We start from the raw sequence: 12,833 nt of genomic DNA, 5'->3' as shown, positions 1-12,833 counted from the left end.
CCGGAAAATCGCGTTAAATAGGACGAAGGCCGGACGGTTCGGCCGTCCCGGGCTTCGATTACAGCTTCATATAGGCGCGCCGGCGCTGATCCGATAGGGAAAAAACACGTTCTTCCCTCGCGCCCGAATTTTGACGGCGGACATGGCGTTTTCACCTGAGCTGTTTCAAGATGGCGGCGCGCGACCTTTCCGGAGAGCCCGATGTTTGAATCCGCCCGCCTGCCGCAGAAGATGGACAAGAAAACCTTCAAGAAGCTGGAGCCGAAGCTGCGGGAGGCGTTGCTCGCCGCGCAATTGCCCGTCATCGAGAAACAGCCGTTTTCAACCCTGATCCTGGTCGACGGGCTGGACGGGGCCGGCAAGGGCGAAGCGGTCGCCCGTCTTTATGGCTGGATGGATGCACGCCACCTGGTCTGCAACGCCTATGGCGAACCCATGGACGAGGCGCGCCTCCGGCCACCGCTCTGGCGCTACTGGCGCGACCTGCCGGCCAAGGGGGACACCGCGATCGTTTTCGGCAGCTGGTACCAGAGCGTTCTGAAGGACTGGATCTACAAGAAGATCGACGAAGACGCTTTCGAAAAGGCCCTCGTCCGCATCCGCCGTTTCGAGGAAATGCTGGCAAACGAGGACGTGCTCATCCTCAAGTTCTGGTTTGTCCTTCCGAAGAAGGTGCAGGAAGAGCGCCTGAAGAGCATCGAGAAGAAGCATGCCGCGCGCCATGTGCTTTCCGACTGGGCGGCCCTGAAACACCACAAGAAAGCCAGCGAGGCGGGGGAGAAGATCATCCTGGAAACCAGCAAGGGTTACGCCCCCTGGTTCGTGATCCCCTCCCAGGACCCCGAATACCGCGATGCGGCCCTCGCCCAGACCGTTGCGGGCGCGATGAAGCTGAAGCTGGAAGACGGCGACGGGCACACGGTTGCCGCGCCGCCCGTTGTCGGCGGGGTGCGCAGGGAAACGGCGGTCGATGCGATCGACCTCACGGCCAGGCTGGAAAAACCGGACTACGAAAGGCTCAGGGACGAATACCAGAAGAAACTGTCCGACCTCTCCGACCGCAAGGCGTTGACCAAGACCGGTGTGGTTCTGGTTTTCCAGGGCAACGATGCCGCCGGCAAGGGCGGGGCGATCCGCCGGGTGATCCGGCCGCTCGACCCGCGCATCTACAAGGTTCACCCGATTTCGGCGCCGAGCGACGAAGAGAAGGCGCGGCCCTATCTCTGGCGGTTCTGGCGGCGCGTGCCGCGGAAAGGTCATTTCGCGATCTTCGACCGGTCCTGGTACGAGCGGGTGCTGGTGGAACGGGTGGAGGGCTTTGCCGGCCACGATGACTGGCTGAGGGCCTACAACGAGATCAATGAATTCGAGCAGGAGCTGACCGACTTCGGCTACATCGTCTGCAAGTTCTGGCTGGCCATTTCCGAGGAGGAGCAGTTGCGCCGCTTCAAGGCGCGCGAGGACACGGCTTACAAGCAGCACAAGATCACGGACGAGGACTGGCGCAACCGGCTGAAGTGGGACCAATACGCCATCGCCGCCGGTGACATGATCGACCGCACCTCAACGCACTACGCGCCCTGGACGCTGGTTTCCTCCGAGGACAAGCGCCACGCGAGGGTCGAGGTGCTGAAGACGATCTGCGAGCGGCTGGAGGAGAAGCTGTAAGGGGATCGGCCGTCGCCTCTCCTCTCACGGGAGATACCTGTCCGCGTCATCCCGGCCACGCGTAGCGCGAGCCGGGATCGGGGAGGCATTGATCGTTTTGGCTCGAAAACCGCTCTGGACCCTCCGGTCCCGGATCTCCCGGCGGTCGTCCGGGAGGACAAGGGAGAGAGCGTATTGGCAAGATCGGCCGCCAGCCTCACAGAGCCCCCGCCAGATAATCCATCGCCGCTTCGATCCCGCCCCGGCCATGGGGAATGCCGAGCTTGCGGAAGCCCAGTTCGATGGCCGACAGTGTGCCGAGCAGCATGACGGCGTTGACATGGCCCATATGGGCAATGCGGATGCCCTTGCCGGAAAGATCGCCGATGGTGCCGCCGATGGTCACACCGCAGACCTCCTTGGTGAAGGTCCTGAGCGCCGCCACATCCGCTTCCTCGATCCGGACCACGGTTACGCTGTTGGCGCGGGCATGCGGGTCGGTGATGTTGAAGCGGACAGCGCCCTCCCGCGACCATTCTGCAACAGCCCTTCGGGTGGCTTCGCCCAGCAGCGCATGGCGGTGCCAGACCCGTTCCAGGCCTTCCTCGAACAGCAGTTCCAGGGCTCTGCGGAAGCCGAACAGGAGGTGCTCTGGCGGTGTGCCGCAATATTTCTCGTAGTGCTCGGGTCCCTGGCGGAAGGTCCAGTCGGTGTAATTGGTTCTGAGATCCGCCGTTTCGTGGGCCTTGTCGGCCTTCGGACCGGCTGCGACGAAGGACAGGCCCGGCGGACACATCAGTCCTTTCTGCGATCCGGTCAGCGCAACATCGACGCCCCAGGCATCCATCTCGAAGGGCAGGCAGCCGAGTGACGCGATCGTGTCGACCATGAAGAGCGCCGGGTGCCCGGCGGCGTCAATCGCCTTGCGCAGCCCTGCAATATCGTTCCAGACGCCGGAGGCGGTATCGACCTGAACGACCAGGATGGCCTTGATGTCATGCGCCGCGTCCTGCTTCAGCCGGTCTTCGAGACGGGCCGGGTCGACGCCCTCTTCCCAGCTTCCGGCAAGGACTTCGACATTCAGGCCGGGAACGCTGGCGGCCTCCCCCCACCCCAGGGCGAACCGGCCGGATTCAAGAACCAGGATCTTGTCCCCGCGCTTCAAGGTGTTGCACAGGGCCGCATCCCAGGCACCATGGCCGTTGGCTGCGTAGATGTAGGTCTTGCCCTCGGTCCTGAACAGACGCTTGAGCCCGTGCTGGCAATACTCCGTGGCTTCAAGCAGCGGACCTTCGTAAATGTCGATTGCCGGCCTGTGCATGGCGCGCAAAACCTCGTCGGGCACATTGGTGGGGCCCGGAATCATCAAAAACTCTTTGCCATTGCGAAGCGTCATGGCGGTTTCCTTGCGGTGAAGAATGGGTCCTGAACCGGACGGGCACCGGGCATATATGGCCGGGAGAAAGGTTCAGGCGGAAGATCACCTGTCCGGCCGGATACGTCAAGAGAGGGTACAGCCTATAGGGTTGAGCAGTAAAAATACCAGTACTGATTGTGCATATGCGAAAGGGAAAACTTCCCGTGGTTGTTCGTTTGCTGCCGGCTTGCGCTGGAATCGCGTTTCGTCGGGTTGTGCGATTTCAACGTTGAAAACCAATCGCCGGGAGTGGGGAGAGGGTAGCCCTCCGGGAAACGGATTCTTAAAATGAAGAGAAAATGTCTTGTTTCCGTAAAGTAATTTCTTCAAGTTAAGGCCTGACTGGTCGCCATCCTTGGGCATTGCAGCATGATCCAGGTAATAGAAGGACAAAGCCCTCTCATTCTGTGTCTGCCTCACAGCGGCACGGATGTGCCGAAGGCTGTGTTCAAGCGCCTGAATGCAACCGGACGGCTGCAGGCCGATGTTGCCTGGCGGCTGGAGCGCGTGTTCGATATCCGGGACGAGCTGGATGCGACAATGATCGGCTCGACGATTTCCCGCTATGTCATTGATCTCGACAAGGATCCGGCAACGCCCGTCGGCGCGGCATTTGATCCGGCGCTTGCCTTGTGTCCCGCAACCACGCTGGACGGCAAGCGTCTTTATCAGGACCAGGAAGAACCCGGCCCGACCGAGATTGAGCAGCGCACGCTGCTCTTCTTTTCACCCTTTCACAAGGCTCTCGGTGCCCAGATCGACCGGCTCCTTCGCAGTCACTCCGACGTGATCGTGATCGATTGCCAGTCCATGCGCTCGCACATCAAGGGCGTAAGGGACGAAGAACTGCCGCTCGTCAACATCGGCAGCGCGAACGGGACTTCCTGCGACCCCGATCTGCGCAACCTGTTGGTCGGGTCTTTCAAGGGGCTGGAAGACTACTCGGTCGGCGTCGACGACTTCATACAGGGCGGCTTCATCACCAGAACCTATGGACAGCCTGGCCGCGGCATTCACGTCCTTTCGCTGCTTCTGGCTCAGCGCGCTTATCTCAGGCACGAATCCCCGCCCTTCGAACCGGACAAGGGAAAACTGGCGCGGCTGAAGACGGTGTTGCTGGATTCCATGTCCCGTCTTGTCGACTGGACCGGCGTTTCAAGCAAGGCAAGAGAAACCGCTTCCACATCGAAGAGCGGCCCGGCCCGGACGGAAGATGCCGCGGACGAGACGGAGGACGGCCAGGACGGAATGACGGAAGCGCCTGCGGCCACCAGAGACAGTGAAGGCGGGACAGGCGCGCCTGCCGAGCCGCTACTGGTTGCCGAATAGGCTCTTCTTCGTCAGACGACGTTCTTCTCGACAATTGGCGTGTTGGCCGCAAGCCGGTTGATCGAAAGGGGCGACAGATCCAGCGTCTGATAACCGCCGGTCGCGATAAGCTCGCCGAGACCGCGCCCGACGGCGGGTGATTGCTGCAGGCCGTGACCGGAAAAGCCGAGGGCAAGATAAAACCCGTCCAGCTCCGGAACCGGCCCGACAAAGGCATTGTGGTCAAACAGGTTCATGTCATAGGTCCCGGCCCAGGCCGCACCCGGTCTGATCGCCTCGAAGGCGGGAACACGGGTGGCAAGGGTCGGCCAGACGTGTTCCTCGAACAGCCCGTAATCGACGTCGAAATCGGAGCAGTCCGGATCCTGGTCCTCTGGTGGCGCCGAGCCGCAGATGAAGCCGGTTCCTTCCGGGCGCGCATAGGTGCCCGTCGGGTCGATCAGCAGCGGGAAGTTTTCAAGCCGGTCGCGGCACTCGAAGGTGAAGACGCAGCGCTTGCGCGGCACGATCGGAACCTCAAGCCCGGCCTGCCGGCAGATTTCAGCTCCGCCGGATGCCCCGGCACAGTTGACGACGACGGGGGTGGTGATGGTCTCGCCGCTTGAAAGCTTCACTCGCCAGCCACCGGCACCATCGGTTTCAACCGCTGCCTTTGCCGCCAGATAATCGACGCCAAGGGAACGGGCCTTCTTGCGGAATGCCTGCATCAGGCCATAGCCGTCGAACCAGCCCTCGCCGGTAAGGCCGTGGCAGCCGGCGGCAAGATCGGACACCTCCAGCCAGGGGAATTTCTGCTTCAGGCCCGCCGGATCGTAAAGGTCGATGTCGGCTCCGAGCTCCTGCTGCAGTGCGTGGTTTGCTTTCAGGATATCCGCCTTGTCCGGCGTTGCCAGGAACAGGTAACCGCCTTCGTGCAGGTCGATGACTGGCCGGTCGCCGTTGACCTCAAGTGCCGCGCCGATCTCCCTCAGGAAACGGATGCCGTAGAGCGAGATTTCGATATTGATCGCGGTGGAGAACTGCTGCCGGATGGAGGCGGCGGAGCGGGCGGAGGCGCAGGTCTCATAGGCGGGGTCCGCCTCTATGACCACGATCCGGCCGGAAAAATCGTCCCGCATGGCAAGGTGACAGGCAACGGAAGAGCCGGTGGCGGCCCCGCCGATGACGACGACATCCGCGGTCAGGTTTGCCATGGAGTTACCTTCTGAAAAAGGCGGGCCGGTCTTGTCGCCGGCCCGCCGTTATTACAGGAATTGTCTTAGAAGAAGGCCTGCAGACCGGTCTGTGCGCGGCCGAGGATCAGCGCATGAACGTCATGCGTGCCCTCGTAGGTGTTGACCGTTTCCAGGTTCTGGGCGTGGCGCATGACATGGTATTCCTCCTGAATGCCGTTGCCGCCGTGCATGTCGCGCGCCTGGCGGGCGATGTCCAGCGCCTTGCCGCAGTTGTTGCGCTTGATCAGGGAGATCATTTCCGGAGCCACTTCACCGGCATCAAACAGACGGCCGACGCGGAGCGCCGCCTGAAGGCCGAGGGTGATTTCGGTCTGCATGTCCGCAAGCTTCTTCTGGAACAGCTGGGTCTGGGCGAGCGGGCGGCCGAACTGTTCGCGGTCGAGGCCGTATTGGCGGGAGCGGATCCAGCAGTCCTCGGCGGCGCCCATGGCGCCCCAGGCGATGCCGTAGCGGGCCCGGTTGAGGCAGCCGAACGGACCTTTGAGGCCGGAGACGTTCGGCAGCAGCGCGTCTTCGCCCACCTCGACGCCGTCCATGACGATCTCGCCGGTGATCGAGGCGCGCAAGGACAGCTTGCCGCCGATCTTGGGGGCGGTCAGGCCCTTCATGCCCTTGTCCAGAACAAAGCCGCGAATGGCGCCGTCATGAGCTTCCGATTTGGCCCAGACCACGAAGACGTCGGCGATCGGAGCATTGGAAATCCACATCTTGGAGCCGGTCAGGCGGTAGCCGCCGTCGATCTTTTCCGCGCGGGTGCGCATGCCGGCCGGGTCGGAGCCGGCATCCGGTTCCGTCAGTCCAAAGCAGCCGACAAATTCGCCGCTGGCGAGTTTCGGCAGGTACTTCTGCCGCTGCTCTTCCGTTCCATAGGCGTAGATTGGGTACATGACCAGGGAAGACTGCACGCTCATCATGGACCGGTAACCGGAATCGACCCGCTCCACTTCGCGGGCAACGACACCATAGGCGACGTAGGAAGCACCGGCGCAGCCGTAATCTTCCGGCAGGGTGACGCCGAGGAGGCCGAGTTCACCCATTTCATTGAAGATGGCGCGGTCTGTCTTTTCTTCCCGGTAAGCCTCGATCACGCGCGGCAGCAGCTTTTCCTGGGCATAGGCGCGGGCGGTGTCCTGGATAAGCTGTTCGTCTTCGTTCAGCTGATCGCGCAGGCGGAACGGATCCTGCCAGTCGAAGGTGCCGCCGCCGGCGGGGGATGATTTGAGTTGTGCGGGTGCATTCATGATATCTCTCCCGGGCCTGGTTCAGACCCCTGATTGTGGCCTTTTGCCGGCCGGGTCATTCTGTTTTCTCTAGTTTCTCCGCAAAATCATTTGCAGAAAAGCGAAAGCTGCTCCATCATTCATGACGAAATGGAATGAAGTAGAGGGGGCTGCATGCGGCGTGCCTTCGTCCCGCCCGCGGACACACTGATCGCCTTCGAATGTGCCGCCCGGCATTTGAGCTTTACCCGCGCGGCTGAGGAACTGCATCTGACGCAGGGGGCGGTCTCCAAGCAGGTTCGCCAGCTGGAGGACAGGCTCGGGGTGGAACTTTTCCGCCGGGTGCGCCAGCGCATCGTGCTGACGGATGCGGGGCGGATCTATCTGCACGATATTCGCAGTGCACTGGAGCAGATGACCGCGGCGACGCGCCAGGTCATGTCTTATGCAGGCAGCGAGGATGTCCTGAACCTGGCCGTTCTGCCGACCTTCGGCACCCGCTGGCTGGCCCCGCGCCTGGCCGATTTCACCCGCCGCTATCCGCATGCGGGTCTCAACATCAGCGTGCGGCTGCAACCTTTCGATTTCGAGGAGGAGCCTTTCGACGGGGCCATTCACCACGGTGATCCTGTCTGGGCCGGGGCAATTGCCGAGCGGCTCTTCGACGAAGAGGTCATCCCGGTCGCCTCGCGCGTCTTTCGCGACCGGCACGAGATCCGCACGCCCGCGGATCTCGCGCGCGTGCCGCGCCTGCAGCTCGCCACCCGGCCGCTTGCCTGGCGGCAGTGGTTCGACCTGGCGGGGGTGGAAACGGATACCGCCTTTCAGGGGGCGCGTTTCGAGCAGTTCGTCATGATTTCGGAAGCCGCCATCCACCATGCGGGCGCTGCGCTCATCCCCAGGTTCTTCGTCGAGGCGGAACTGGCCTCCGGCCGCCTCGTGCGCCTGTTCGACCTGTCACTGGCCCAGCAGACGGCCTATTATTTCGTTTATCCGGAGGGGCGCACCATCCGCCCGGTCGTCGCCGCTTTCCGCCAGTGGCTGATGGAAGAAGCGCGCACGGCGAGGGTCAAACGGGAGACAATGCTGCCGGGATGAGAGAGGCTCATTGATTGATCGGGCGCAGGTTTGACGGTCCAAAACCCGATGCTTTCCCGTGTTTGAGGAACGTCAGTGTCTGCTTCGTGCCGGTCGTCTGGCCCTCCGGCGGGTGTTTTTGAGGACAATAAATTGGACAAACAGCATTTACGTCTGATCCTGAACGGAAAGTCCGCCGGCCGCGCGGATGTCCGGGATGCAGTCGACAGGGTTCGCACCCTGGGACATGACGTCTCCGTTCGGGTCACCTATGAAGGCGGGGATGTCGTCCGGCTGGCGCGGGAGGCCTTGCGCGATCAGGCGGAGGGCGAAAAGATTGCCACGCTGGTCAGCGGGGGCGGCGACGGCACGCTGCACGAAATGGTCGACGCGATTCTGCAGGTGCTTCCCGAAAACGAAAAACTTCCCTTTGCGCTGGGAGTCCTGCCGCTTGGAACGGCCAACGACTTCGCCAGCCATATCGGTCTGGACCCAGCCGATATCTCCGCATGCCTGCGGTTCGCCGCGACGGCTTCAGCAAGGCCGATGGATGTCGGCGAGGTCAACGGCCGTTTCTTCGTCAACATGGCAACTGGCGGTTTCGGTACGCAGGTCACCGCCGAGACCGACCCGAAGCTCAAACGTGTGCTCGGCGGTGCCGCCTACCTCTTCACCGGTCTGCAGCGCTTCGCCGAGCTTTCGGCCTGCCAGGCCAGGATCGAGGCGGAAGACTTCTCCTTCGAAGGTGCTTTCCTGGCACTTGCCGTTGGCAACGGCCGTCAGGCCGGCGGCGGCATCCGCCTGTGTCCTTGCGCGGAGCTGGACGACGGTTTCCTGGATCTCACGATCCTGCCGGTTCCCGAATCCGGAAAGGCGCTCGACCTGCTGGCCAACCTGTTCGAAAATGGCGTCGAAGGCATCAGGGACGGCCTCATTCAGAAAAAGGTTCGGAAGCTCTCGATCCGAACGGAACAACCCGTTCAGTTCAATCTAGACGGCGAGCCCATGAATGGACAGGACTGGCAGATTGGGATAAGGCACCACCTGATCGAAATGAGAAGGTGAGACGGGCTGAAAGAGGCGGCTTTTCCTCCGCGATGCCCCCATGAGCTCGAGAGTATGGACGAATACCAGCTAAAGAACTTCCTGAAATTCGCCCCCGCCAGACTGGGCCTCGCACCGAAGAAGCACTTGCTGGTCCACATTCCCAAGAACGCGGGCATGGCGCTCAGGGAAGCCCCCGAACTGCAGGGTCGGATCGTGCTGGCGAACAGGCGCCGGCTCAAGAGCAAGGCCTACGCGAACGGCCTGCTGGACTACATGAAATCGAGAGGTCTGCATCCGGGTTATGAACACGCCCGCCTGCGCGACATCGACCTTTCGGTCCGTGCTGCAACCATTCCCTTCGCCGTGGTCCGCAATCCCTGGGGCAGAACCTTCTCGCGGTACAAATTCTATCTCCAGACCGGCGGCGAAGAGCTTTCGAAGCAGGAATTGTCCTTGAAAGGCTTCGAGGCGTTTCTGGAAACGCGGCACGAATGGGGCCCGAAGGACTATTTCTGGCACCGGGCGTCGCTCGGCTGGTATCCGCAGGTCGACTATGTTGTCGACGAGACCGGGCGCATTGCGGTCGACATACTCCGTCAAGAGCATTTGACGCAGGAAGTCGCGAGTTACTTCGGCGTTCCCGAAACCCTGCGGAAAAAGAACGTGTCCCGGGGCTCGAGCGCCTCTTACAAGGATTTCTATACGGAAAAGACGATCCGGATCGTTGCGGACTGGTATGCAGGCGACATCGATGCATTCGGCTTCGACTTCGACACTGCGGCGACGAAGGGTGCATACTTTCCGGACAAACCGGAAGCAGCCTAGGTGTCGCGGCTCCAGACGCTGTTGCCGTCGACAACCGTTTTTGTAATCCCGCGCGCATCGCGATGGGTCCGGCCGATGTCTTCAGCGACAAATTCACGGCGGGCACCGATGAAGTGGTTGCGAAAGCGGGCGGTATAGGCGTTCAGTTCCGGATTGAGATAATTCAGCTGTTTTTCCGGATCGAGGCCATCGTCCATCAGTTCTGCACAGCGCTTGGCAAAGTCTTTTTGAAGAAAACTCGGGCTGGTCGTGAAGATGGGGCGCTTCTTGTTCAGCCCCTTGCCGATATCCTTGCCGAGGATGACCTTCCGGCCGGGTTCATAATGGAAAAACGACCTGTAGCCCCAGTTTTTCTCCTTCGTCATCAGACTGACCTGGGTAACCTTGCGTTTCTGAGCGGTCCGGAATTCCGCCTCGCCAATTTCGCGGTTCAGGATCCAGTCGTCTTCAAGGTGAAAGAACCAGTCGGCGGCCGGCTGGCTCCACAACCATTTCACCGCGCGCGTGAAATGGGAGGTTTCCGGCTTTCGGGCAACGATAGCCGGAAAATACTCCCGGCAAATGGCCTCGCAGGCTTCAACCTCTTCCCGGCCGCCCTCGAAGGGGTCGATATTCACGTAAAGGGTCTGGAGCGAGAAATTCTTGAACAGTTTGGCTGAAAAATCTTCCAGGGTTTGCTTCAGCAGGCCGGGACGCGCACCGGAGACGAGCGTGACGTCTATTCTGGCTTTGTCAGTCATCGGAACCTTGAGAAATCGCCGCGCCGCAAACGGCTGGTGAACCTTGGAGAATTGTGTCCCTTATGCCAAACAGCATAGGTTTAATCCAGTTCATTCCACGACAGGTCCGGGGAAGCCGGTCTTCAGCTCAAGTATATTTGGGGCTGGTCGGGCCTTTTCCATGTCGCGCCGGACGGGATCGCTTTCAATTGGAATTGGGACGCATTATAAGGCGGCAAATTCAAAGTCCGTTGCCACGAGGTGTCACCGAATATGCGGGATGCTGATTCCCCCGGTGTCCGTCAGGGCCCAACGGATTGACCATTTTTGACTGAAGTGACTTGATCTGCTGCGCGGGCAGCGAAACGGTGTGGAAAAGATGCAGAAAACAGCCCTTATTACAGGAGTGACAGGACAGGACGGTGCCTATCTCGCCCAGCTTCTCCTCGACAAGGGTTATATCGTCCACGGCATCAAGCGCAGGTCGTCCTCCTTCAATACCGGCCGGATCGAAGACATCTACCAGGACCCGCATGAGGAGAATGCCCGTTTTTTCCTGCATTACGGCGATATGACCGATGCGACCAACCTGATCCGCATCGTGCAGGAAACTCAGCCGGACGAAATCTACAACCTTGCCGCCCAGAGCCATGTACAGGTGTCCTTCGAGACACCGGAATATACGGCCAATGCCGACGGTATCGGTACCCTGCGCCTGCTCGAAGCCATACGCATTCTCGGAATGGAAAAAAAGACGCGCTTCTACCAGGCCTCCACGTCAGAGCTCTACGGCCTTGTGCAGGAAGTGCCGCAGCGGGAAACGACGCCGTTTTATCCGCGTAGCCCTTATGCGGCTGCCAAGCTTTACGCCTATTGGATCGTCGTCAACTACCGCGAAGCCTACGGCATGCATGCCTCGAACGGCATCCTGTTCAACCATGAGAGCCCGCTCCGGGGCGAAACTTTCGTGACCCGCAAGATCACCCGCGCGGCGGCGGCGATCAAGCTGGGCAAACAGGAAAAGCTCTATCTCGGCAATCTCGACGCCAAGCGCGACTGGGGCCATGCCCGGGAATATGTGCGCGGCATGTGGCTGATGCTCCAGCAGGACGAACCGGACGACTATGTGCTGGCGACGGGAGAAACCACGCCGGTGCGCACCTTCGTCGAATGGGCCTTCGCCGATGCGGGCTATTCGCTGGAATGGCAAGGCGAGGGCGTAAACGAAAAGGGCATCGACACGGCGACCGGCAAGACCCTGGTCGAAGTCGACCCGCGCTATTTCCGCCCGACGGAAGTCGACCTCCTGATCGGCGACCCCGGCAAGGCCCATCAAAAGCTCGGCTGGCGGCACGAGACGAGCGTCCGGGAACTCGTCAGCGAAATGGTGCGTGAGGACCTGCGTGTCATGCAGTCCGATGTGGTTTTGAAGGGCGTTTGAGATGAGCCTTTACGATCTCAAGGGCAAACGTGTCTGGGTGGCCGGCCACCGCGGCATGGTCGGCTCGGCAATCGTCCGGCGCCTGCGGCAGGAAGACTGCGAGATCCTGACCGTCGGGCGCAACGAAGTGGATCTCAAGGACCAGGCGGCGACCTCGGCCTGGATTGCCCGCGAAAAACCTCAGGCCGTCTTTCTGGCCGCCGCCAAGGTCGGCGGGATTCTCGCCAACGACACCCGCCCGGCGGAATTTCTCTATGACAACCTCATGATCGAGGCGAACGCCATCCATGCTTCTTATCAGGCCGGAGTGGAGAAACTTCTTTTCTTGGGGTCTTCCTGTATCTACCCAAAATTTGCCGATCAGCCGATTGTCGAGGAAGCTCTGCTCACCGGCCCGCTGGAGCCGACCAACGAGTGGTATGCGATTTCCAAGATCGCCGGCATCAAGCTATGCCAAGCTTACCGCAAGCAGTTCGGTTGCGACTTCATCTCCGCCATGCCGACAAATCTTTATGGCCCGGGTGACAATTTCGATCTCGCGTCAAGCCACGTCCTCCCGGCCCTGATTCGCAAGGCGCACGAGGCCAAGCTCCGCGGTGACAAAGAGATCGTCATCTGGGGGACGGGCGCACCAAGACGGGAATTCCTCCATGCCGACGACTGCGCCGATGCGCTGGTCTTCCTGATGAAGACCTATTCGGATGCTGAGCATGTTAACGTTGGCAGCGGATCAGATATAACGGTCCTCGATCTGGCAAGGCTGATTTGCGAGGTCGTCGGCTTTGAAGGTGAGATCAAGCACGACCTCACCAAACCGGATGGGACACCACGGAAGGTGATGAGTGTGGAGAAGTTGAGGGCGATGGGTTGGGCCTG

General features: G+C 61.1%; 11 protein-coding genes. 7 read left to right on the top strand and 4 right to left on the bottom strand.

All coding sequences use genetic code 11. The features are described 5' to 3' along the window. Positions 1–201 precede the first annotated feature (201 nt). Positions 202–1,668, top strand: coding sequence for a polyphosphate:AMP phosphotransferase (pap, locus tag ACQY7U_RS13970; RefSeq protein WP_428645398.1), 1,467 nt, complete (start codon positions 202–204; stop codon positions 1,666–1,668). Positions 1,669–1,864: 196 nt separating this feature from the next. Here the strand turns inward: pap and ACQY7U_RS13965 are convergent, their stop codons facing one another. Further along, the gene (locus ACQY7U_RS13965; RefSeq protein WP_428645397.1) at positions 1,865–3,043 is read right to left on the bottom strand and encodes a pyridoxal-phosphate-dependent aminotransferase family protein; all 1,179 of its coding nucleotides are present in this window, start codon (positions 3,041–3,043) and stop codon (positions 1,865–1,867) included. A gap of 390 nt (positions 3,044–3,433) precedes the next feature. Here ACQY7U_RS13965 and ACQY7U_RS13960 point away from each other — a divergent pair, with 390 nt between their 5' ends. Then, a complete protein-coding gene (locus ACQY7U_RS13960) occupies positions 3,434–4,393 on the top strand; it encodes an N-formylglutamate amidohydrolase (RefSeq protein WP_428645395.1) in 960 nt (319 codons plus the stop codon). Positions 4,394–4,404: 11 nt separating this feature from the next. Here ACQY7U_RS13960 and ACQY7U_RS13955 read toward each other — a convergent pair whose 3' ends face one another. After that, positions 4,405–5,586: an NAD(P)/FAD-dependent oxidoreductase gene (locus tag ACQY7U_RS13955; protein WP_428645394.1), complete on the bottom strand. Its 1,182-nt coding sequence runs from the start codon at positions 5,584–5,586 to the stop codon at positions 4,405–4,407. 65 nt (positions 5,587–5,651) lie between these two features. Further along, positions 5,652–6,869 carry an acyl-CoA dehydrogenase gene (locus tag ACQY7U_RS13950; RefSeq protein WP_428645392.1) on the bottom strand — a complete coding sequence of 406 codons (1,218 nt, stop codon included), beginning with the start codon at positions 6,867–6,869 and terminating at the stop codon, positions 5,652–5,654. Positions 6,870–7,022: 153 nt separating this feature from the next. Here ACQY7U_RS13950 and gcvA point away from each other — a divergent pair, with 153 nt between their 5' ends. The 3 genes from gcvA (at position 7,023) to ACQY7U_RS13935 (ending at position 9,797) form a co-directional block, all read left to right on the top strand. Next, a complete protein-coding gene (gene gcvA, locus ACQY7U_RS13945) occupies positions 7,023–7,946 on the top strand; it encodes a transcriptional regulator GcvA (RefSeq protein WP_428645390.1) in 924 nt (307 codons plus the stop codon). A gap of 132 nt (positions 7,947–8,078) precedes the next feature. Beyond that, on the top strand, positions 8,079–8,990 hold the full coding sequence (gene yegS, locus ACQY7U_RS13940) for a lipid kinase YegS (RefSeq protein WP_428645389.1): 912 nt from the start codon (positions 8,079–8,081) through the stop codon (positions 8,988–8,990). A gap of 54 nt (positions 8,991–9,044) precedes the next feature. Further along, entirely contained in the window at positions 9,045–9,797 is a 753-nt protein-coding gene (locus tag ACQY7U_RS13935; protein ID WP_428645387.1) for a hypothetical protein, read from the top strand. On the opposite strand, the gene ACQY7U_RS13930 is transcribed toward ACQY7U_RS13935, so the two are convergent. Then, on the bottom strand, positions 9,794–10,537 hold the full coding sequence (locus ACQY7U_RS13930; protein WP_428645386.1) for a hypothetical protein: 744 nt from the start codon (positions 10,535–10,537) through the stop codon (positions 9,794–9,796). The two genes, ACQY7U_RS13935 and ACQY7U_RS13930, sit on opposite strands and share 4 nt — an antisense overlap. A gap of 358 nt (positions 10,538–10,895) precedes the next feature. Between ACQY7U_RS13930 and gmd the strand changes: the two genes are divergently transcribed. Together gmd and fcl are read left to right on the top strand one after the other, a co-directional pair. Next, on the top strand, positions 10,896–11,957 hold the full coding sequence (gene gmd / locus ACQY7U_RS13925) for a GDP-mannose 4,6-dehydratase (protein WP_428645384.1): 1,062 nt from the start codon (positions 10,896–10,898) through the stop codon (positions 11,955–11,957). Between the two features lies 1 nt (position 11,958). Further along, positions 11,959–12,833: GDP-L-fucose synthase (gene fcl, locus ACQY7U_RS13920; RefSeq protein WP_428645383.1), on the top strand; the 875-nt coding region annotated here is incomplete at its 3' end.

It is taken from the genome of Roseibium sp. (assembly GCF_050301095.1).
GTDB lineage: Bacteria > Pseudomonadota > Alphaproteobacteria > Rhizobiales > Stappiaceae > Roseibium.
Note: the sequence above shows the minus strand (reverse complement) of the source record. Positions and strands in the feature narration are given on the sequence as shown.

What these genes read in the sequence shown, in the direction of transcription:
- ACQY7U_RS13960 (WP_428645395.1), top strand. Translation starts at nt 3,434, where the DNA reads ATGATCCAGGTAATAGAAGGACAAAGCCCTCTCATTCTGTGTCTGCCT.
- gcvA (WP_428645390.1), top strand. Translation starts at nt 7,023, where the DNA reads ATGCGGCGTGCCTTCGTCCCGCCCGCGGACACACTGATCGCCTTCGAA.
- ACQY7U_RS13965 (WP_428645397.1), bottom strand. Translation starts at nt 3,043, where the DNA reads ATGACGCTTCGCAATGGCAAAGAGTTTTTGATGATTCCGGGCCCCACC.
- ACQY7U_RS13935 (WP_428645387.1), top strand. Translation starts at nt 9,045, where the DNA reads ATGGACGAATACCAGCTAAAGAACTTCCTGAAATTCGCCCCCGCCAGA.
- gmd (WP_428645384.1), top strand. Translation starts at nt 10,896, where the DNA reads ATGCAGAAAACAGCCCTTATTACAGGAGTGACAGGACAGGACGGTGCC.
- ACQY7U_RS13930 (WP_428645386.1), bottom strand. Translation starts at nt 10,537, where the DNA reads ATGACTGACAAAGCCAGAATAGACGTCACGCTCGTCTCCGGTGCGCGT.
- ACQY7U_RS13950 (WP_428645392.1), bottom strand. Translation starts at nt 6,869, where the DNA reads ATGAATGCACCCGCACAACTCAAATCATCCCCCGCCGGCGGCGGCACC.
- ACQY7U_RS13955 (WP_428645394.1), bottom strand. Translation starts at nt 5,586, where the DNA reads ATGGCAAACCTGACCGCGGATGTCGTCGTCATCGGCGGGGCCGCCACC.
- pap (WP_428645398.1), top strand. Translation starts at nt 202, where the DNA reads ATGTTTGAATCCGCCCGCCTGCCGCAGAAGATGGACAAGAAAACCTTC.